Origin of the sequence: Kocuria sp. LHG3120 (assembly GCF_049897445.1) — a bacterium.
In the GTDB taxonomy this organism is placed as follows: Bacteria; Actinomycetota; Actinomycetes; order Actinomycetales; family Micrococcaceae; genus Kocuria; species Kocuria rosea.
Genome location: NZ_JAFCWG010000001.1, coordinates 55,072 through 76,186 on the forward strand (window position 1 = coordinate 55,072; position 21,115 = coordinate 76,186).

Consider the following 21,115-nt stretch of genomic DNA (forward strand, 5'->3'; position numbering starts at 1 on the left):
ATCGCGCTCCAGTTAGGATATGGTGAGGCATGTCACATTCAGTGATTCATCGTTGGTTCGGAAGGCAGGCCACCATGACCCATCCCACCCTCGAGCTCGAGCTCCTCGCACGTCTGCAGGTCCAGATCGCCGAGCCCTATGACGGCGGGGTGACTGCAACAGGTGAGGCCAGCAGCATCATTCCCATCATTGGTGGCACGGTCGAGGGCCCGCTGCTGGAAGGTGAGATCCTGCCGTTGGGGGCGGACTGGGGGGTGGCCAGGACCGACGGCACCTTCAAGGTCGCGGCCCGTTACCTCATCCGAACCATTGACGGCACCGTCCTCACCGTCACCAACACCGGGGTTATCGCCGCCGGGCAGGATCCGATCGGGTTGACCTCCCCGCGGATCGAGGCCCCCGAAGGACGCTACGCCTGGCTCAATGACGCGGTGCTGATCGGTACCCTCAGCCCCGTGTTCGCCAACGATGCACCGGTGGGCGTCAGCCTAGAGTTCCACTGCGTACGTACGGTCTGAGCCATTCCCAGTCCCTGGTCCGCTCCCGTGAAAAGGACACGTCTTGGCCCTTCAATTCGTCCCAGATGCCATCGCCCGGCTGCTGAAAAAGGTCGTAGATCCCATCCCCAAGGCCCACCTGCAGTTCGTGAACATCCCCGGTACCACCACCGAGGCCACCGTGCCGACCCGCCACGGCGACGTGGCCTGCACGCTCTATTGGCCTGCGCCGTCCGGGTCGGTGCGCCCGGCGGTGTATGTCAACGCCCATGGTGGCGGTTACATCATCGCCCGCCCAGAACAGGATGACCCTTGGTGCCGTTTTCTGGCCTCCCGGGCCGGAGTGGTGGTCGTGAACGTCGACTACTCCGTGGCCCCGCAGGCGCGCTTCCCGGTGCCCGTGGAACAGGTCTACGACGTGCTCCAGTGGGCCGCCACACCCGAACGGGAGTGGGACGGCTCACGTCTATGCGTGGGCGGGCAGAGCGCCGGCGGCGCCATCGCAGCCGGCGCCGCACGACTGGCCCTGGACAACAGCGGACCCACCCTGCGCCTGCAGGTGCTCAACTACCCGCCGCTGGATCTGGTGACTCCAGCCAAGGACAAGCGCGCCGGAGCAAAGAAAGTGGTCATCCAGCCCTGGATGGCCAAAGTTTTCGACCGCGCCTACGTACCCGATCCTGCGCGGCGGCGGCACCACCTGGTGTCCCCGGCCTGGGGGTCCAACGGCGAGAGAATCGCCGGCATCGCCCCTGCCATCGTCGTGACCCCGGGATTGGACCGCCTGCACGACGAAGGGGCAGCCTATGCCCACCAACTGAAGGCGGCCGGCGCACTGGTGGAACACCATGACCTGCCCGGAGTGGACCACGCCTACAACCTCATGGGCGACTCCCGCGAGATAGCCGAACAAGTCTACGAACAGCTCGCCGCCCATGTGATTCGCGCCGTCGCTCCCACGGTGCCCACTAACTGACCCTTTACTTCCTCACCCATCGGACCGATACCGAACCTGGATCCAGCTCGCGTCGTACTCCAACCACCCAACATCGACCCCTACTCGCCCACACATCCAGGGACTGTCGCAGAGACGGTGTAGCAAGCATTTCTGCGTCAGTCCCGACTCCTGCGCTTCTACGTGTGAGGAACATGCTCTCAGTAACTCAAAAATACTTTGAGGGACTACCCCGGGTCTCTTTGACTCCGACCTGCCCCATGTCTTCATTACCGGCCCGCGGGCGGGTCAGCTAAATGACAAGCGCCCTGGCCGCCAGAACCGCTAACCCGGCCATATGTTAAGCAAAAAGAATGGAGCCGCTCTTCGATTCGTTGCACGGGCCAACCAGCAACCGTTCCAGTCCTGAATGTACGGCCAGACCCTTGGACCCAGCGCGCCCGTGAGGAAACTCCTACTGGAACGCCAGGGGCGTTTGACACGCACCCCAGATCTATAATCAATTTTATTGCGGAACTCCCAGAAATGGGGTGAACGTTTCTTCCGTTCCGTGAGATGAAGGCTGAAGTGTGGTTGCAATGAAGCGGTCCGGTTTCGTTGACGGGGCCGGACCGCTACGTCTGGCAGACACGTTTGGGATCAGTGGCCCACCCGCGACAGGATCGCGGTGAGCGCTGCCTGGACCCCGGTGGACAGGGTCGGCTCCATGGCGGGGGCGAAGAACGGGGAGTGGTTCACCGGCACCGGACCTTCTGCGTCCATCGTGGTGACGTCGTGTCCGCCGAACATCCAGAACACCGAGGGCACCCCGATCGCCGCGCCCAGGGCCCCGAAGTCCTCCGAGGCCGTGACGGGTTCGACCTCCACCACGTTGTCCTCCCCCAACACCTGGCGGAACCGCTCGACGAGGGCGGTGGTGGCCTCGGGGTCGTTGTAGGTGCGCGGGAAGGTGGAGAGCACCTTGATGCCCGGCTCCGGGGCCCCGGAGGCTGCCGCCTCCGCCGAGATGATCCGCCGCAGCGCTGTGAGGACGTGGTCGCGGGTTGCCGGGTCGAGGGTGCGCACGTTGAGCGTGAACTCGGCCGAGGCCGGGATGATGTTCTCCTTGAGCCCTCCGTGGAAGGTCGCCACGGTGACCACCGCGGCCCGGCGTGCGTCGATCTCGCGGGAGACGATGGTCTGGATCCGGGTGATCATGTGCGCCCCGAGCACGATCGGGTCGGTGGCGTCCTGCGGCTGGGAGGCGTGGGATCCCTTGCCGTGGACGGTGACCCGCCAGGAGTCGGCCATGGTCAGTGCGTCCCCGACCGTATAGCGGACGGTGCCGGCCAGGGCGGGCATGACGTGCTGACCGTAGACGACCTCCGGGGCCGGGGCTTTGTCCCACAGCCCGTCCGCCAGCATGGCTTTCGCGCCGGCGCCGGTCTCCTCCCCTGGCTGGAAGATCAGCACCACGGTCCCGGCCCAGGCCTCCCGCGCGCCGGCCAGCAGCTCGGCCACGGTGAGCAGCACGGCCACGTGGGTGTCGTGGCCGCAGCCGTGCATCACCGGCACGGTCGTGTCGTCTTCCAGCCGCCCGGTGGCGGTGCTGGCGTAGTCCAGTCCGGTGTCCTCGGCCAGGGGCAAGCCGTCGGTGTCGGCGCGGAAGGCCACCGTGGGCCCCTCGCCGTTGCGCAGCACCCCGACCACCCCGGTGCCGCCGCACCGGAAGTTCTCGATGCCCAAGGTAGCGAGCCGGTCCTCGATCAGCTCGGCGGTGGCGTGCTCCTGCATGGACAGCTCCGGGTTCGCGTGCAGGTGCCGGTAGAGGTGGTGCATCTGCTCACGAAGGTCGTCGGTGAGCTGCACCGCGTCGGTGGTGATCATGAATAGTGTCCCTTTCTATGGGGGGTCAGTCGCGGGCGGGCTCGTGGGCGGGGGCCTCGTCAGCCTCGTCCACCGGCTGATCAACGGGGTTCGGGTGGGCCGACCTGTCGCGCAGGAACCATGCCAGCACAGCGGTGGCGATCACCGCGATGGCGGTGCCGAAGAACGCCAGGGCCGGGACGGCGGGCACGAGGACGAACACCACCGCGGCGGAGACGACGGCGGCGACGACCGTCATGCGCAGGTTCCACTGGGACACGATGGCCTGCACGAGCACGGCGCCCAGCACGGACGGCAGGATGTAGGTCTGGACCACGGCGACGACGTCGGCCGGGACGACGCTCACCAGCCAGGAGCCCAGGAGACCGACCAGGACGAGCAGCGAGACCAGGTGCACCATGGCCGCTCCGCTGATCGCCATCACCGCCGCCAGCTCCCCGCGGCGGGTGCCGGGCTTCGCACCGATGGCGGACTGGGCGATCAGCGCCGAGGGCAGCAGCTTGTTGGAGATGTTGCCGATCATGAAGGCCTGGTACATCGAGGCCTGGCCCAGGATCGGGTAGTAGGTCAGCGGCTCCACGATCCAGAGCACCCCGAAGGTGCCGGCGATGGCCAGCAGGGCGGTCCAGATCCGGGCCTGGTCCACGTCCAGGCCGGAGAAGAGCACGAGGTAGGCGGGGCCGGCCAGGGCGAAGAGCAGCCCGGCGATCATCGTCAGCCGGCCCCAGCGGGCGGTGGTCGCGTCGAACTGCTCCAGGGCGGGGACGGCAGCGGGGTTCACGGTGGTCATGGCAGAAGTCCTTCGGTGGTCTCGGGCTCAGGCGGTGAAGACGCCGGCGCCGACGGTGAGGTAGGTGACGACCAGCGCGGTCAGGATGGCGATGCCCAGGGCCCACTCGCGGATCCACTGCGCCCGGAGCGCCTTGGCGAGGCCCAGGCACACCGCCATCACGGCCGCCGAGGCGAGGAAGGCGACCACGTGGTTGCCCGACTTCGGCAGCTCCCCGAGCCCGAGGGCGAAGAACGCCCCCAGCAGGGCCGCCCCGGGGACCACGGTCATCACGGCGGGGTTGACCTTGCGCAGGTTGACGTCCCCGCGCTTGAGCAGCGGGGTGAGGACCAGCGTGGCGAGCATCCACATCGCCCCGCCCAGGCTCATCGCCATGAACGCCACGGCGAAGACGCCCTGCGTGTAGGTCGGGCCGCCCAGGTCGGCTCCCATGGTGCCCGCGGCGATGCTGGCCGCACCGGTCTCGAAGGACACCGATCCGATCAGCCCGATCCGCACCAGCACGGCCGGGGTGCCGAAGACGGTCAGGAGCGCCACGGCGACGAGGGCCACGGCCAGGGACGGCCCGACGGCGGAGACCGCCCCGGCGCGGAAGGAGGTTCTCAGCTCGGCCGGGCTCACCCCGGCGGCGGGGGCCGCCGCACGGGCGGCCCGGACGTAGATGAGGGTCTGGACGACGATGACGGCGAAGACGCCGAGGGCGCAGATCCACAGCACGGGCAGGTTGGCCACGGACAGGATGTCGGTGGAGGCGCCGTCGACAGCGGTGCGCAGGTTCATGAGAACTCCCAGGGAAGGATCAGGCGAACACGGCAAGAACTCAAGGGGCGAGGACGTCGCCCTCACCTAACCGGGCCCGTACGGTACGGGGAGAACCTCCCGCGGATGCGCCGAAGAACAGGTCGTCCGGTGTGGAACGCGTCTCTCCTGAGATTCACTCGGTATCAGTCGTCATGCCCCGATATGGTCGATAAACTGCATGAAGGCATGTTCTTACCGAAGGATTCAGCATGGAGTTGCCCGTCGAGGATCTTGAACTCGTCCACGCCCTGCAGATCGCACCGCGGGCCACGTGGACCCAGCTCGGTGCGGCGCTGGGGCGCCATCCCACCACCCTGGCCGCCCGCTGGGAGCGGCTGCGAGCCGACGGCCGCGCGTGGGTCACCGGTCATCTCGGCATTTCCGGGGCGCAGGGCTGTTCCACCTTCATCGGCCTCGAGTGCCGCCCGGGTCGCCGGGCGGAGGTGCTGGAGCGGCTGTGCGCGGCACCGGAGATCGACAGCGTGGAGGAGTCCGCCCGGGCCTGGGACCTCCGGCTCACCGTCCTCACCCACACCTGGCAGCAGATGGCCAGCCATGTACTCCCACTGGTGCGGGCCGACCCGGGCATCCTGCGCACCCAGGTCACCGTGCTCACTCGCCTGTACGCGACCGGCAGCACCTGGCGACTGGACGTGCTGTCCCCGGAGCAGCAGCGCCGCGTGAGCGCCCTGCGCCTCGAGGCGCTACGCCCGCACGGGACTCCTCCCCCGCGCTTCGAGGAAATATCAGCCGTGCTCCAGGCTGATGGGCGCGCCACCGCCGCAGAGATCGCCGCGGCCACGGGCACCCACCCCACGACGGCGGCCCGGCACCTGCGCCAAGCGATCGAGACGGGCTCGATCGCCCTGCGCTGCGAACTGGCCCAAGAACACTCCGGCTACCCCCTGTCCTGCCAGTGGTACGTCCGGGTGCCACCGGCCCAGCTCGAAGCGGCCGTGCGCCATCTGCGCTCCCACCGGACCCTGCGCCTGTGCGCCTCCACCACCGGCGACACCAACCTCACCTTCCTGCTCTGGCTGCGCACCCCCGGAGACATACTCGACATCGAAGCCGGGCTGCAGACCGCCGCACCCGGAATCCAGGTCGTGGAATCCGACGTCGGGGTGCGCACCCACAAACGCATGGGCTGGATGCTGAACCACGACTCCACAGCCACCGGCAAGGTCGTGGTCAAGAACAACCCCACCACCGGGCAGTCCTGATGCTCATCACGGCGATAACTTCCACCTGAGATCTCTCCCGCGCCGTTTCCATCATCTGCGATGAGCCTGCCACGTCACATGAACAATTGAGTGGCTCCGGCTGTCGGTCCTGATGATGGCGAATTATTTCCGCGTTTTCGTGGAAGCATTTCGCAGGTTTCACACCCGTGGCTGTTCATCCATCGGCGCCACAGGCCAGATGGGTTTTTCAATCCGCCCCTCAGATCCGACGATTAATCAACTAGTTTCTGCAAGGCTCAGAACTTCTGCCACCGCGTCTATCTGCCGTTGATCGATCGACAGGGATCGAATTTTCCGATACAGGGTGGTCCGCCCGATGCCGAGCATCGCGGCGGCCTCTGACTTGTTTCCCTTTGCCTCTCCCAGCGCGGCGAGAACAGAGTCGCGCTCTGCCTGATCCCATCTGCTCAGCCGCCGCCGCGGTGCTGCCAAGAACTGTGGGGGCAAGTCGTTAACGTCCACGGTCCACGGGTTCTCCGCGGTCCGCCGAAGTCCGTTGACCGTCCTTGCCAGCTCGGCCATGTCACCGGGCCAGTGCCACGACAGCAGAGCGCTCAGCGCCTCAGCGGTGAAGCGTGGCGGTGGGGATTCTCCGCGGTAGGCCCCTCGGGCCAGGTCTGCCAGGGCGGAGCGGCGGTGACGCAAGGTCGGAAAGACGGGTACACCGTCCGCGGCCATGTCCTCCGACCCCCGTTCACCGGCATCGAGGGAGGCGGCCACAGCGCGCGCCGGCCTGCCGGAGGCCTTCGACCAGCTGCGGATCCACTTTTCCCCATCAGATCCCGCTGGGACCGGGACCGGTAGTTCCCGGCCTTTACCTACTGCCGCACGATTCATCGCGGACCACCATGCAGCGACGGCTTGATCGGCCTCCTCGGGGGGCGGCGTTGAAGCCGCGTCCGAAGCGGCTACCGGTCGTGGACGACTGGAGGAGGCCAGCTTTTGCTGGGGGTCTTCTGTCGGTGCGGACAGTTGCAGTTCCAGCACCGGCTCGGAGGACGCCCCGACATTCCTGACAGTTCCCGCCAGACCGGCTTCTGGGAGATCGAAGTTCCGTTGTTCGCCGACGCCGAGCCGACTGACGAGCTGGTCCCAGATCTGGGCCTGCAACTCAGCGTCCAAATAGGACAGCGCCGGCAGATCCGACATCACGGTATCCCGGTTCATGACCACCACTCCGCGACTGCCCGACCGGGCCTTGCGAAACGCCCGCGCCAGAGCCACATCCCTACTGTCGGAGCCCTCGAGCAAGGAGTCGGAGATCTCCTGGCTGGCCTGGCGCACCAGCGCGACCATGAAGTCGTTGGCTTCCTGTGCGGGAGAAGTCAGTGAGACCGATCCGGTGACCCGGCCGGTGAGCGGATGGATGACCGGGGCTGCCGCGCAGGCTACGTCGCGCAGAGACTCCAGAAAGTGCTGACTGCCGCGGATGAGGATGGGTTGACGCCCTTCGATCGCAGTCCCCAGGCCGTTCGTCCCGGAGGAGCCCTCCGAAAAATCACTTCCTTCGACCGCTCCCACTTGGTCGAGGGTGCGCCGGTCCCGGGCATCGATGGTCCGTCGCCAGATGATGTGGCCCTGGGCATTGCCCAGCAGGAGGGTGGCCCGGGTGTTGGTCAAGGAGCCGTACCACCGGTCCATCACCCGGCCGGCAGCTTCACGGATGAGGTCCTCCTGGGAGCCGATGTCCTCGATGCGGGGATGCCCTGAGGGATCGACCTTCGAAGCGATCGAACGTCGCCAGCTGTTCTGGATCGCCGGGGGCACGACGTGATCGATCCCGACGTCGGACATCAAGCCTTGATCGATCAGACGCCGAAGCGCAGCGCGCACAGGATCGTCAGCGTCGTACTGTCCGCCGCTCATAGCTCCCCTCCTTTCGACGATATGTCAATCATGACGCCGCAACGGTTCCTTTGTCTGCACCGCGGGCTGGTCCAGGTCGCCCAGACGTCCGGTGGTGCCGATCCGAGCCAGCTATCCCACCCACAGCGGGTTGTACCAAAGCGGAACACCGAGTGACTTGGATCACTCCATAGAGTCCTTATCAGGAGTGGTCGGGGTCACACATGCCGGAGACCACGAAGCTACCGCACACAGGAGGATTCCATGGGTACTCACGAGACTGTTGACGCCGTCGTCATCGGAGCCGGATTCGGCGGCATCTACGCCATGCACAAACTGGTCAACGAACTGGGCCTGACGACCGTCGGCTTCGACCGGGCGGGAGGACCGGGCGGCACTTGGTACTGGAACCGCTACCCCGGTGCTCTGTCGGACTCCGAGAGCTACGTCTACCAGTACTCCTTCGACAAGGACCTGTACCAGGACACCATCTGGAAGAACACCTACCTGACGCAGCCGGAGATCCTGTCCTACCTGGAGGGCGTCGTCGACAGGTTCGACCTGCGCCGTCACTTCCGCTTCAACATGGGGGTGTCCGCTCAGCGCTTTGACGAGGAAGCAAACCAGTGGGTCCTGACCACGGACGACGGCGCCACGATCCGTGCCACCTACGTCATCAATGCCGTGGGACTGCTCGCGGCCATCAACATGCCTGACATCCCGGGACGTGACGACTTCCAGGGCCGGTTGGTCCACACCGCCGCCTGGCCCGAGGACCTCGACGTGACCGGCCAGCGCGTGGCCGTGATCGGTACCGGCTCGACCGGCCAGCAGGTGGTCACCGCCCTGGGCCCGCAGGTCGATGCCCTGAGCGTCTTCGTCCGCACCCCGCAGTACTCCGTGCCCGTGGGGCTGCGCCCGATGCGCGAGGGCGAGGTCGAAGACACGCATCAGCGCTACGAGCAGATGTGGGACGAGATCAAGAAATCGGCTCTGGCCTTCGGCATCGACGAGGTCGAACGGTCCATCTTCGACTCGACCGAGGAGGAGCGAGAGCGCATCTTCCAGCAGGCCTGGGACCAGGGCGGTGGATTCCGGTTCATGTTCAGCACCTTCGGGGATCTCGCCACCGACGAAAAGGCCAACCGGCTCGCCGGAGACTTCATCCGCCGCAAGATCGCCGAGACGGTCAAGGATCCTGAGACGGCACGGAAGATCATGCCGGAGGGGCTCCACGCCCGACGTCCTTTGTGCGACAACGGGTTCTACGAGACCTTCAACCTGCCCCACGTCGAGCCGGTGAACATCAAGGAGACCCCGATCGAGCGGATCACTCCTGAGGGCATCCTGACCTCCGACGGTGTGCTGCGTGAGTTCGACGTGATCGTCTTCGCCACGGGTTTCGACGCTGTGGACGGCAACTACCGCCGCATGAACCTGACGGGCCGTGACGGCGTGGGCATCAGCGAGCACTGGGCAGAAAACCCGACCAGCTACCTCGGAGTGACCACGCCTGGCTTCCCGAACTGGTTCATGGTGCTGGGCCCCAAGGGTCCGTTCACCAACCTTCCCACCAGCATCGAGGTCCAGGTGGAGTGGATCGCCGGCGCCGTCGACCACGCCCGACGCGAGGGAATCCAGCGCCTGGAGCCGACCGAAGAGAGCGAGCAGGAGTGGAGCGAGACCTGCCGTGAACTGGCCAAGGACTCGCTGTTCGGCCGTGTGGACTCCTGGATCTTCGGTGCCAACGTTCCGGGCAAGAAGCGCAGTGTGCTGTTCTACCTCGGCGGCCTGGCGAACTACCGGCAGAGGATGTCGCAAGAGGCCCAGTCCGGGTACTCCGGCCTCACCTCCTCTGTGTCGGTCGACGCCTGAAGTCCAGCCTTCCGCTTGCAGTCCTCGCACGACACGACAAGGAGTTTTCCATTGGGTGTATACACCTCCACCAATCCGGCCGACGGAACGGTCACGGCCACGTACCAGGAGATCTCGGACGAGGCGCTCGATGGGGTCATCACCACGGCGGCGCAGGCGCAGAAGGCCTGGGCGTCTCGGCCCGCCGAGGAGCGCGCCACCGTCCTGGCGTCCGTGGCCCGAGCCCACCGCGAACGGCGAGAGGAGCTCGCTGCGGTCCTGACCCGGGAGATGGGCAAGCCCATCTCCCAAGCCCGCAAAGAGGTCGACATCGTCGCGGCGATCTTTGACTACTACGCGGAGCACCTTCAGCAGTTCCTCGGCGAGTCCGAGCTGCCGATCCGCGGAGAGGGCAGCGCGGTGATCCGCAACGAGCCGATCGGCGTCCTGCTGGGCGTGATGCCCTGGAACTACCCCTACTACCAGGTGGTTCGCTTCGTGGCTCCGAACCTGGGACTGGGAAACGCGGTCTTCGTCAAACATGCCCGCAACTGTCCGGAAGCAGCCTTGATGATCGAGCAGGTCCTGCGTGCCTCGGGAGTGCCGGAGGGGGTCTACACGAACACGTTCATCTCATCGGCCCAAGTGGAGCGGGCGATCGCCGATCCGCGGGTGGCCGGTGTGTCCCTCACCGGGTCTGAGCGTGCCGGCGAGGCCGTGGGCGCGGCGGCCGGACGTCATCTGAAGCGCGCGGTGCTGGAGCTCGGCGGCGCTGATCCGTTCGTGGTCCTGGACGACGCCGATGTCGCGGAGGCGGCCAAGGTGGCTGCCGCCGGACGTCTCGTCAACGGTGGGCAGACGTGCACGGCTTCCAAGAGGTTCATCGTCAACGAGCGGATCTACGACGAGTTCGTCGAGCGGTTCACCCAGGAGATGGCCCAGTACACACCCTCCGATCCGATGACCGAGGACTGCGCGCTGGGTCCGCTCGTCTCGGCACAGGCCGCTCAGGAGCTCGACGCGTTCGTTGCCGACGCCGTGCGGCACGGGGCCCGCGTCACCACTGGTGGTCGCGCGGAGGGAGATGAGAGCGCGTACTTCCCGCCGACTGTTCTCGTGGACGTGGTGGAGCCGGCGCGGGCCTACCGCGAGGAACTGTTCGGACCGGTGGCCGTGGTCCACTCTGCGACTGATGACGACGAGGCAGTGCGCCTTGCCAACGATTCGCCCTTCGGTCTGGCAGGAACGGTCTTCGGTCAGGACAAGGGCCGGGCCCGCTCGGTGGCCGAGAGGATCGAGACCGGCATGGTGTGGCTCAACAGCGTCTCCCGGTCAGCACCGGACCTGCCCTTTGGCGGGGTGAAGCGCTCCGGCATGGGACGCGAACTGGCCAAGGACGGATTCATCGCCTTCGCCAACCAGAAGCTCATCCGTGACCCTGCTGCGATCGTCGAAGGCTGAGCAGCCCCGCGTTCCGCTCTGCGTTGTCGCTGTTGTGCAGGGGCACCACACGGGTCCCTGCACAACAGCGACGACGATTTTTGACCGTGGTCACATCATGGGGTTCCGTCCGGCTGCCTGCGTGCGCCGCGTGCAGGCCGCGAGGCTCCTAGCTTTCCGGCGGCCTGCCCAGATGAGTAGTGTCTATGCGGGTTCTGCGGGCCATACCTTCTCGGTGAGCGCCAGCACCGCGGTCAGGGCGGGATTGTCGTTGTCGGCGCGCCAGGCCAGGCGCAGCTGGACGGGCAGGGTGTCGTCGAGAACTCTCACGAAGCGTACGTGGGAATCCGTGACGTTCTCCGCCACGGAGGACAAAGTGAGCGAGCAGCCTACCGCCGCACCAACGAGGGCCATCGCTGTCCAGGAGTCCGGGGCGATCTGGACGATCTCCGCCTCGAAGCCCGCTCCGTGACTGAGCCGCCGCAATCGGTCCCCCAGCACGGCCCCCTCGTGCGGGGGCAGAGCCACAAAGGGTTCTCCGGCGAGTTCGACCATGTGCATGCCGTCGGCGTCGGCCAGGCGGTGCGAGGCAGGTACGGCGATCACCAGGTGTTCATCGGCGACGACACGGGTCCGTATGTCCGCAGGAATAACGTCCCAGCGTCCCAGTCCCAGGTCCATCTCCATGCGCAGCACTCGACCCAGGGCGGGCAGGGCGAAACTCTGGCTGTAGAGGCCCAGTTCGATTCCGGGATGGTGTCGGCGCACCTCTCGAGCCAGCACACCGACCAGTACATGGGTGGATGCACCCGCGTAAGTGAGCGTCACCCGTCCCACTTCACCTCGCCCGGCGGCCAGGGCCACTCTTCGAGCACGTTGCACAGCGCTGAGAACGTCCCGGGCCGGTTGGACCAGCGCCTGACCGGCCGCCGTGAGCCGCACGCTGCGCGTGCTGCGGTCGAACAGCTTGGTTCCCAGTTCCCGCTCCAGCTGCTGGATACCCCGAGTCACCGGTGGCTGGGCCATGTGCAGCTTCTCTGCGGCGCGACCGAAATGCAGCTCTTCTGCCACTGCGATGAACAGGCGGAGTTGTTGGAAGTCCATGTACCCATTATTGCAACATACGCAATACTCCCCGACATATTGGTATTGGACCTGCAGTAATCCGGGGTGGGAAGGTGGAATTCAGTCCAACCAACGATGTGAGGTGCATGATGACAGCGACGAAGAACGGTGCGTCCGCCCGGTTCGAGACCCTGTCCGAAGATCTGTTGGATGCCACAGGCACCGGTCCCCTGACGGGCCTGGTAGTGGCCGACTTTTCCCGGGTGCTGGCTGGCCCGTACTGCACCATGTTGTTGGCGGACATGGGAGCCACGGTGATCAAAGTGGAAGGCCCCGCCGGCGATGACACCCGGGCATGGATGCCACCGGTACGTGACGGGGAATCCACGTACTACCTTTCGATCAACCGGAACAAGCGCTCGATCGCCCTGGATTTCAACGACCCTGACGACCTGCAGGTGGCCCAGGAGATCGCTCGCCGCGCCGACGTGCTGGTGGAGAACTTCAAGCCGGGCGGTCTCACCAAGTACGGCCTGGACTATCCGGCCGTGACGGCGGGCAACCCGGAGGTGATCTACGCCTCGATCACGGGATTCGGAACTGCGGGGGGTGCATCGCTGCCTGGGTATGACCTGCTCGTCCAGGCGATGTCCGGTCTGATGAGCGTCACCGGCGGCCCGGACACATCCCCGTTCCGTTCCGGGGTGGCCGTGTTCGACGTAATGACCGGACTCCACGCCAGCATCGGCATTCTCGCCGCACTGCATGATCGCAACGACTCCGGCAAGGGGCAGCTTGTGGAGCTGAACCTCATGTCCTCGGCACTGTCAGGCATGGTCAACCAGACCGGTGGGTACCTGCTCAGCGGCACAGTGCCCCAGCGCATGGGCAATGACCACCCCAGCCTCTACCCGTACGAGCCCTTTCCCACCAAGGACGGGGACATCGTCATAGCCATCGGCAACGACGGACAGTTCCGCAAGCTGTGCAACGCGCTGCAGGCCGGACACCTCACCGACGATCCGCGTTTCAGCGCCGCCCCGGAGCGCAGTCGCAACCGTGCCGAGCTGCGCCCGCTCCTGCAGGAGTCGTTTGCGAATCGAACCGCCGTCGAGTGGTTCGAGATTCTCACTGCCGCCCGCATCCCCTGCGGTCCCATCAACGATGTCCGCGGAGGCATCGAGTTCGCCGAGCAGATCGGATTGGAACCCGTGGTGACCGTTGGCCACGGCACCGAGGCCGTGCCCGGGATCCGCCATCCTGTCGCCTTCTCCCGCACGCCTGCCGGGTACGACCTGGCACCGCCGGCCCTCGACGGTGACCGCGAGGCCATCCTGTCCTGGGTGCGCACTCCCACTGTCTCGCTCCCGGCCGATGCGCTCCGGAGATCTTGAACCGCTGCTGAAAGGACCCATCATGACCACCACCTCTGTCACCCCCTCAGCCACGTCCACGCCCCGGATGCCCGGAGCGTCCTCCGACTACTTCCGGCTCGACGACGAGCTCACCCCGGAGGAGATCGCGATCCGGGACAAGGTCCGCTCCTTCGCCGAGGGTCGGGTGCAGCCGATCATCAACGACTACTGGGAGCGCGCGGAGTTCCCCTGGGAGCTGCTGCCCGGGCTGGCCGAGCTGGGCATCATCGGCACCACCATCCAGGGCCACGGATGTCCGGGGATGACCCGCAAGGCCGCCGGCATGGTGGCCCGCGAGATGGCCCGGGTGGACGGCAGCATCAACACCTTTCTGGGCGTGCACGCCAACCTGTGCATGGGCGCCCTGAACATGCTCGGCTCCGCGGAGCAGAAGCAGCGCTGGCTGCCGGCGATGGCCCGGCTGGAGAAGACCGGCGCGTTCGCCCTCACAGAGCCGGAGCACGGCTCGGACTCGGTGGCCCTGGAGACCAGCGCCCGCCGCGAGGGCGAGGAGTGGGTGATCGACGGGCACAAGCGCTGGATCGGCAACGGCCACGCCGCCGACGTCGTCGTCCTGTTCGCCCGCAACGTCGAAGACGGCAAGGTCAACGCGTTCGTCGTGGAGAAGGACGCCGAGGGCAACCACCCGGCCGGCTACGCCCCGACGGTGATCACCGGCAAGGTCGGCAAGCGCGCGATCCAACAGGCCGACATCGTCATCGAGGACATGCGCATCCCCGCGGAGAACCGGCTGGTCGAGTGCCGCTCCTTCGCGGACGTCTCCCGGGTCCTGCAGGCCACCCGCGGCGGCGCCTCGTGGGAGGCCGTGGGCCACGCCATGGCCGCCTTCGAGATCGCCGCCGACTACGCCGCGACGCGCGTGCAGTTCGGCAACCCGATCGCCGGCTATCAACTCGTCCAGGCCCGGCTGGCGAACATGCTCAGCGAGCTCACCACCATGCAGCTGCTCTGCAACCGCATGGCGGAACTCGCCGACCGGGGCGAGCTGACCAACGCCATGGCCTCGATGGTGAAGATGTCCACGTCCCAGAAGGGCAAGTGGATCTGCAACGAGGCCCGGGAGCTGCTGGCCGGCAACGGGCTGCTGCTGGAGAACCACATCGCCCGGCACCTGACCGACATGGAGGTGGTCTCCACCTACGAGGGCACCGACTCCATCCAGGCCCTGCTCGTGGGCCGCGACATCACCGGGATCTCCGCCTTCCGCTGATTCCAGTGCCGCACCTCTGTATGACCAGCTCTCAGCAGAACGAAGGAGTTCTCTCCATGCCCGAAGCATTTCTCATCGGCGGGGCCCGCACCCCCGTGGGCCGCTACGGCGGCGCCCTCTCGAGCGTGCGCCCCGACGACCTCGCCGCCCTCACCGTCAAAGCCGCCGTCGAGCGGGCCGGGATCGACCCGCACGACGTCGACGAGGTGATCCTCGGTAACGCCAACGGCGCCGGCGAGGAGAACCGCAACGTCGCCCGCATGGCCTGGCTGCTCGCCGGCTTCCCCGACACTGTCCCCGGCATCACCGTCAACCGGCTCTGCGCCTCCGGGCTGTCGGCCGTCATCATGGCCTCGCACATGATCAAGGCCGGGGCCGCCGACATCGTCGTCGCCGGCGGCGTGGAGTCCATGTCCCGCGCCCCCTGGGTGATGGAGAAGCCTGCCAAGGCCTACGCCAAGCCCGGCGACGTCTTCGACACCTCCATCGGCTGGCGTTTCCCCAACCCCACCTTTCTTTCCGGGGAGCTCTCGCGCGAGGGCAAGGCCACCTATTCCATGCCCGAGACCGCCGAGGAAGTGGCCCGGGTCTTCGGCACCTCTCGTGAGGATTGCGACGCCTTCGCAGTGCGCTCCCACGAAAAGGCGACCGCTGCGATCGAGGCGGGGCGCTTCGCCGGCGAGATCGTCCCGGTCACGATCACCGATCGCAAGGGAGCGGAGACGGTCGTGGACACCGACGAGGGTCCGCGTCCCGGTACGAGCCTGGATGTGCTCGCAGGACTGCGCCCGGTCGTCAAGGGCGGCAGCGTGGTCACCGCCGGCAATGCCTCGACCCTCAACGACGGCGCCTCCGCGATCATCGTCGCCTCGGAGCGGGCCGTGGAGAAATACGGCCTGGTCGCCCGGGCGCGCATTGCCGATGGAGCTTCCGCCGGCGTGTCCCAAGAAGTCATGGGCATCGGCCCGGTCCCGGCGACCCGCAAGGTGCTCCAGCGCGCTGGCATCACGGTCGGCGATCTGGGCGCTGTGGAACTCAACGAGGCCTTCGCCAGCCAGTCCCTGGCTTGTATGCGCGAGCTGGGACTCGATCCTGGCACCGTGAACAACGACGGCGGGGCCATCGCCTTGGGTCATCCGCTCGGATCTTCCGGTTCGCGACTGGTGGTGACCCTGCTGGGCCGGATGGAGCGCGAGGGCGCCGACCGCGGCCTCGCCACCATGTGCGTAGGTGTGGGACAGGGCACCGCGATGCTCGTCGAGAAGCTCTGATGGCCGGGCCCAGCGAGATCCTCGGCGCGGAGTTCACCGCCCTGCGGCTCGAGGAGCGCGAGGACCGCCTGCACGTGGTCCTGGACCGCCCCGCCGTGCGCAACGCCATCGACGCGACCATGGTCGAGGAGCTGCATACCGTGTGCGGCCACCTCGAGCGGCACCCCAAGGTCCTGATCCTCTCCGGCACCGAGGTGAACGGCCGGGGGATCTTCGCCTCCGGCGCCGACATCGCCCAGCTGCGCGAACGCCGCCGCGACGACGCCCTACAGGGCATCAACTCCCGGATCTTCGACCGGATCCACCACCTGCCCATGCCCGTGATCGCCGCTCTCGACGGCTACGCCCTCGGCGGCGGCGCGGAGTTGGCCTACGCCGCCGACTTCCGCCTCGGCACCCCGACCCTGCGCATGGGCAATCCTGAAACCGGACTGGGAATCATGGCCGCGGCAGGGGCGACCTGGCGGCTCAAGGAGCTGGTGGGCGAGCCGGTCGCCAAGCAGCTCCTCCTGGCGGGCGCAGTGCTCACGGGCCAGGACTGCCTGCGGGTCGGACTGGTCACCGAACTGGTGGAACCCGAGGAGCTGACGGACGCGGCGCATGCGCTGGCCGACCGGATCGGCACCCAGGACCCCCTGGCCGTGCGGATTTCCAAGCGCGTCTTCGCCGCTCCGCGCGAGGCTCACCCGCACATCGACGAGCTGGCCCAGGCCGTGCTCTTCGAGTCGCAGGCGAAGTTCGACCGGATGCAATCCTTCCTGGACCGCAAGAAAACCCAGAAGCCCGAGCCGAATCAGACTCCTCCACGTCCCAACCTTCCGGCGCAGACGCCGCAGGACCAGCACCAGGAGCAGAAGTGACCACCAAGCACAGCAGCACAGTCGGGAACGCCCCCGTCATGGAACCCCAGCAGGCCTCCACCACTCCCGCTTCGGTCCCGGCCGTCGTGGGTGTCCTGGGCGGAGGCCGCATGGGCGCGGGCATCGCCCACGCCTTCCTGCTCGCCGGGGCGAGGGTGACCGTGGTGGAGCGGGACGGGCAGGCCGGACAGGCCGCCCGCGAGCGGGTCGAGCGGGACCTCGCCAAGTCCCTGGAGCGCGGGAGCGTGGACGGCAACCTGGACGAGTGGGCCGAGAACCTGACCGTCTCCCTCGACCACGCCGACCTCGCCGGCTGCGAGCTCGTCGTCGAGGCCGTCCCCGAGGCGTGGGACCTGAAGGTCTCGGCCCTGCAGGAGGTCGAGCGCCACCTGGGCGACACCGCGTGGCTGGCCACCAACACCTCCTCGCTGTCCGTGGACGGGCTCGCCGAGCAGCTGCAGCGCCCCGAGCGGTTCTGCGGACTGCACTTCTTCAACCCCGTGCCGGCCTCGAAGCTCGTGGAGGTCGTCATCTCGAAGCACACCGGCGAGGAGCTGAAGAAGCTCTCCGTGCAGTGGGTCGAGGGCCTGGGCAAGACCCCGGTGGTCGTCAACGACGCCCCCGGCTTCGCCTCCTCCCGGCTGGGCGTGGCGATCGCGCTGGAGGCCATCCGCATGGTCGAGGAGGGCGTGGCCTCTCCCGCCGACATCGACAACGCCATGGTGCTGGGCTACAAGTTCCCGGTCGGCCCGCTGGCCCTCACCGACATCGTGGGCCTGGACGTGCGCCTGGGCATCGCCGAGTACCTCGAGTCCACCCTGGGAGAGCGCTTCGCGCCCCCGCAGCTGATGCGGGACATGGTGGCCCGCGGCGAGCTCGGCCGCAAGACCGGCAAGGGCTTCTTCGACTACGAGCAATAGGCAGTACATGGCGCAACCAATGTTGTGGTCGCCCACAAGTTCTCTAGTGCAAGCAGTCGACAGTGCCCGCACAGGGCATGTCCGAACAGAAATGGAGCTGGAATCATGCGTGCAGTTGTCTACCAGGGCATTGGTGAACTCGTCGTCGAGGATCGCCCCGTTCCCGAGATCGGCCCGAAGGACGTGCTGGTCAAGAACATGCGTACCGGTATCTGCGGTACCGACATCAGTGCTTACACGAAGGGTGGCGATGACCTGGGCATCTTCCCCGGTGGACTGGTCGGCCACGAGTTCGTGTCCGAAGTTGTCGAGGTGGGTGCGGAGGTGGAAGATCCGCGGATTGTCCCTGGCCTGCGGGTGTTCGTGAACGCCTCCACCTCCAAGCGCGGCGACGATGGCCGGACGAAGCTGGAGATCACCGACTCCGCCGGCGGCCTGACGCAGTTCATCTCGGTTCAGGACGCGACGATCGGCTACAACCTGCACCCGTTGCCGGACAACGTCAGCTTCGACAAGGCGGTGGTGATCGAGCCGTTCTCCGTGGCCAACCATGGAGTGAACCTGGCCGAGCCGAGGGCGGGTGAGCGTGCCCTGGTGTTCGGCGCCGGTGCCGTGGGCCTGGGTGTGCTGGCCAACCTGAAGGCCAATGGGGTGGACGAGGTCATCGTCTCGGACATCATCCACAGCAAGCTGGAGGTGGTGCAGCAGATGGGCGGCATCCCGGTGAACGGCATGGAGGTCGACCCGATCGAGTTCGCCAAGGAGAAGTTCGGCACCGTGGCCAACTTCCTCGGTGAGCAGCGTCCGGACGTTGACATCTACTTCGACTCGGCCGGTGCCCCCACTGCCATCCCGGATTACCTGCGCGGTGGCAAAGCCGGTTCCCGCATGGTCGTCCTGGCACTGACCCCGCGTCCGATCGAGGCCCCGCAGACGCAGTTCGTCCTGTCAGAGCTCACCATGATCGGTTCCACCGCCTACGACAACGACGACATCGCGCAGGTCGTGTCCTACCTCGGTGATGAGAAGTACGATCCGACCCCGGTCGTCACGCACCACTTCCCACAGGAGGACGTGATCGAGGCCTTCAGGACCGTGATCGAGAAGAAGGACGAGGTCATCAAGGTCGTCATCGACGTCCACCCGTGATCGGCCCGCGGCCCGTTCCTCAGCGCCTCGACGGAGCCGGGCTTCGCTCTGCGAAACTCGGCTCCGTCGTCGTCCAGGCATCACCGCTCGATCCCTCTGGCCGTCACCCGACATGCACGGATGCGCCGCAGCCCACCGCCGGTGAGAACGCAACCGCAAGTAGGTCTTCATGAGAACAACCCACCGCCGCCCGCGCACTGCAGCCGAGCTGCCCCTGGTGCGAGCCGGATCAGGGGCCGCTTGTGCGTGCGCCCATCACTTTCTAGTTGAAGACCATGCCGCCGTCGACCAGGATCGACTGTCCCGTGATGTAGTCCGAGTCGGGCCCGGACAGGAACGAGACGATGCCCGCCACCTCGGACGGCTCGGACAGCCGCTCGAGCGTGATCCCATGGGTGAATTGCGCCCAGCCCCATTCCTCGGACTGCCCGGCGGACGCCGCGGTCTTCTTGGCGAGATCCTCCATCAGCGGCGTCCGGACGATGCCCGGGGCGTACGTGTTCACGGTGATGCCGAGCGGAGCCAGATCTCGCGCTGCGCTCTGCGTGAGGCCCCGTACGGCGAACTTCGTGGCCGAGTACAGTGCGATGCCAGGATTCCCGACGTGGCCCGCCTGCGATGCGGCGCTGATGATCTTGCCGCCGTGGCCGAGATCCTTGAACGCCTTCGTGGCCGCCTGGATGCCCCACACGACGCCGTTGAAGTTGATCGAGAAGATCTTGTCGATGCTCTCGGGCGTGATGTCCTCGATGGGAGACTGCGGAGCGATGCCGGCGTTGTTGATGATGACGTCGAAGCCACCGAGCGCGGAGGCCGCCTCGGCGACAGCGGCGAACACGCTGTCCCGGTCGGCGACGTTCACGGGCAAGGCGATCGCCCCGCCGTCCTTACCGCCGAGATTCTCCGCGACAGCACCGGCCGTCTCCATGTTCAGGTCCGCGATCGCGACCTTGAAGCCGTCGGCGTGCAGCCGCTCGGCAATCGCCCGGCCGATGCCCTGACCGCCACCGGTGACCAGCGCGACCTTTCCGTTCTCTGTGCGTTCCATGTTCTTCGTTCCTTTTCTCGCGGTTCGATGCAGCGGACGACGCCGGATTCTCTAGACGAGGACCATGCCGCCGTCGATCATGACGATCTGTCCGGTCATGTAGTCGGAGTCGCCGGAGGCGAGATACAGCGCCGTGCCGACGACGTCGTCGGCGGTACCGGGGCGGCCGGCGAGAATTCCGCTGGAGAACTCCGAGAACGCCTCACCCGGTGCCTTGCTGTCGCCGAGTTCCATGAGGTCCAGGTCGAGCTTCTTCCACAGGGGAGTGTCGACGACGCCGGGGGCGAAGGCGTTGCAGGTGATGCCGTGCACGGCCAGGCCCCGGGCAGCCGCCTGAGTCAGCGCGGTGACGGCGAACTTGCTGGCGCAGTACGGGGCGAAATTTGGATAGCCCTGACGCCCGGCGATCGACGACGTCAGGATGAGCTTGCCTCCGGTGCCCTGAGCAATCATCTGCTTGGCCGCCTCCTGCTGGCAGATCAAAGTGCCGAGGCCGTTGACGTCCAAGGTCGTCCGCCAGTTCTCCTCCGTGACGTCGAGGAAGTGCATCGGCTTGATGATGCCCGCAATGGCGAAGAGGACATCGAGTCCACCGAAGGCGTCCACGGACTTCTTCACCGCGTCGGCCACGTCGCCGCGTTCCGTGACGTTGCCGCCCACGGCGACAGCCCGACCGCCTTTTGTCTCGATCTCTTCGGCGACCGCGTGGGCTGCGTCCACGTTCAGGTCGAAGAGCACGACCTGGGCACCCTCATCAGCCAGCTTCAGGGCGATGGTGCGGCCCATGCCGCTGCCGGCCCCGGTGATCAGAATCCTCTTGTCCTGCACGCGTCCTACCATGATCGTCAGTTGCTCCTTGGTCGG

18 protein-coding genes are annotated in these 21,115 nt (G+C 66.8%); 11 read left to right on the plus strand and 7 right to left on the minus strand.

Going from position 1 to position 21,115, the window contains the following annotated elements; translation table 11 throughout:
• Positions 1-74 precede the first annotated feature (74 nt).
• Entirely contained in the window at positions 75-518 is a 444-nt protein-coding gene (locus ACP7CD_RS00260; RefSeq protein WP_426118273.1) for a DUF3237 domain-containing protein, read from the plus strand.
• Positions 519-561: 43 nt separating this feature from the next.
• Positions 562-1,473 carry an alpha/beta hydrolase fold domain-containing protein gene (locus tag ACP7CD_RS00265; protein WP_426118275.1) on the plus strand — a complete coding sequence of 304 codons (912 nt, stop codon included), beginning with the start codon at positions 562-564 and terminating at the stop codon, positions 1,471-1,473.
• A 618-nt stretch (positions 1,474-2,091) separates the two neighbouring features.
• Here the strand turns inward: ACP7CD_RS00265 and ACP7CD_RS00270 are convergent.
• The 3 genes from ACP7CD_RS00270 to ACP7CD_RS00280 are packed head-to-tail and all read right to left on the minus strand — an operon-like array spanning position 2,092 to position 4,888.
• Positions 2,092-3,318 (minus strand): amidohydrolase, encoded by a 1,227-nt coding sequence (locus ACP7CD_RS00270; protein WP_426118277.1) that lies wholly within the window; start codon positions 3,316-3,318, stop codon positions 2,092-2,094.
• A 25-nt stretch (positions 3,319-3,343) separates the two neighbouring features.
• Positions 3,344-4,108 carry a hypothetical protein gene (locus ACP7CD_RS00275; RefSeq protein WP_426118279.1) on the minus strand — a complete coding sequence of 255 codons (765 nt, stop codon included), beginning with the start codon at positions 4,106-4,108 and terminating at the stop codon, positions 3,344-3,346.
• 27 nt (positions 4,109-4,135) lie between these two features.
• Positions 4,136-4,888 (minus strand): DUF5058 family protein, encoded by a 753-nt coding sequence (locus ACP7CD_RS00280; protein WP_426118281.1) that lies wholly within the window; start codon positions 4,886-4,888, stop codon positions 4,136-4,138.
• A 230-nt stretch (positions 4,889-5,118) separates the two neighbouring features.
• Here ACP7CD_RS00280 and ACP7CD_RS00285 point away from each other — a divergent pair, with 230 nt between their 5' ends.
• Entirely contained in the window at positions 5,119-6,132 is a 1,014-nt protein-coding gene (locus ACP7CD_RS00285) for an AsnC family transcriptional regulator (protein WP_426118283.1), read from the plus strand.
• A gap of 237 nt (positions 6,133-6,369) precedes the next feature.
• On the opposite strand, the gene ACP7CD_RS00290 is transcribed toward ACP7CD_RS00285, so the two are convergent.
• Positions 6,370-8,019: a helix-turn-helix domain-containing protein gene (locus tag ACP7CD_RS00290; RefSeq protein WP_426118285.1), complete on the minus strand. Its 1,650-nt coding sequence runs from the start codon at positions 8,017-8,019 to the stop codon at positions 6,370-6,372.
• 243 nt (positions 8,020-8,262) lie between these two features.
• Between ACP7CD_RS00290 and ACP7CD_RS00295 the strand changes: the two genes are divergently transcribed.
• A complete protein-coding gene (locus ACP7CD_RS00295; RefSeq protein WP_426118287.1) occupies positions 8,263-9,873 on the plus strand; it encodes a flavin-containing monooxygenase in 1,611 nt (536 codons plus the stop codon).
• 51 nt (positions 9,874-9,924) lie between these two features.
• Positions 9,925-11,313 carry an aldehyde dehydrogenase family protein gene (locus ACP7CD_RS00300; protein ID WP_426118289.1) on the plus strand — a complete coding sequence of 463 codons (1,389 nt, stop codon included), beginning with the start codon at positions 9,925-9,927 and terminating at the stop codon, positions 11,311-11,313.
• Positions 11,314-11,496: 183 nt separating this feature from the next.
• Here ACP7CD_RS00300 and ACP7CD_RS00305 read toward each other — a convergent pair whose 3' ends face one another.
• Positions 11,497-12,396, minus strand: a complete 900-nt coding sequence (locus ACP7CD_RS00305) for a LysR substrate-binding domain-containing protein (protein ID WP_426118291.1) — start codon at positions 12,394-12,396, stop codon at positions 11,497-11,499.
• 110 nt (positions 12,397-12,506) lie between these two features.
• On the opposite strand from ACP7CD_RS00305, the gene ACP7CD_RS00310 reads away from it, so the two are divergent.
• The 6 genes from ACP7CD_RS00310 to ACP7CD_RS00335 all read left to right on the plus strand — a co-directional run bounded on the left by ACP7CD_RS00310 (position 12,507) and on the right by ACP7CD_RS00335 (position 19,203).
• On the plus strand, positions 12,507-13,751 hold the full coding sequence (locus ACP7CD_RS00310; RefSeq protein WP_426118293.1) for a CaiB/BaiF CoA transferase family protein: 1,245 nt from the start codon (positions 12,507-12,509) through the stop codon (positions 13,749-13,751).
• A gap of 22 nt (positions 13,752-13,773) precedes the next feature.
• Positions 13,774-15,003 (plus strand): acyl-CoA dehydrogenase family protein, encoded by a 1,230-nt coding sequence (locus ACP7CD_RS00315; RefSeq protein ID WP_426118295.1) that lies wholly within the window; start codon positions 13,774-13,776, stop codon positions 15,001-15,003.
• A gap of 56 nt (positions 15,004-15,059) precedes the next feature.
• On the plus strand, positions 15,060-16,274 hold the full coding sequence (locus tag ACP7CD_RS00320; protein ID WP_426118297.1) for a thiolase family protein: 1,215 nt from the start codon (positions 15,060-15,062) through the stop codon (positions 16,272-16,274).
• Positions 16,274-17,134: an enoyl-CoA hydratase/isomerase family protein gene (locus ACP7CD_RS00325; protein ID WP_426118299.1), complete on the plus strand. Its 861-nt coding sequence runs from the start codon at positions 16,274-16,276 to the stop codon at positions 17,132-17,134. The genes ACP7CD_RS00320 and ACP7CD_RS00325 overlap by 1 nt, the downstream gene beginning before the upstream one ends.
• A 38-nt stretch (positions 17,135-17,172) precedes the next feature.
• On the plus strand, positions 17,173-18,054 hold the full coding sequence (locus ACP7CD_RS00330; protein ID WP_426119021.1) for a 3-hydroxyacyl-CoA dehydrogenase family protein: 882 nt from the start codon (positions 17,173-17,175) through the stop codon (positions 18,052-18,054).
• Between the two features lie 105 nt (positions 18,055-18,159).
• Positions 18,160-19,203, plus strand: a complete 1,044-nt coding sequence (locus tag ACP7CD_RS00335) for a zinc-dependent alcohol dehydrogenase (RefSeq protein WP_426118301.1) — start codon at positions 18,160-18,162, stop codon at positions 19,201-19,203.
• A gap of 262 nt (positions 19,204-19,465) precedes the next feature.
• Here the strand turns inward: ACP7CD_RS00335 and ACP7CD_RS00340 are convergent, their stop codons facing one another.
• Both ACP7CD_RS00340 and ACP7CD_RS00345 read right to left on the minus strand, forming a co-directional pair.
• A complete protein-coding gene (locus ACP7CD_RS00340; protein WP_426118303.1) occupies positions 19,466-20,251 on the minus strand; it encodes a (S)-acetoin forming diacetyl reductase in 786 nt (261 codons plus the stop codon).
• A gap of 51 nt (positions 20,252-20,302) precedes the next feature.
• A complete protein-coding gene (locus ACP7CD_RS00345; protein WP_426118305.1) occupies positions 20,303-21,079 on the minus strand; it encodes an SDR family NAD(P)-dependent oxidoreductase in 777 nt (258 codons plus the stop codon).
• Positions 21,080-21,115 lie beyond the last annotated feature (36 nt).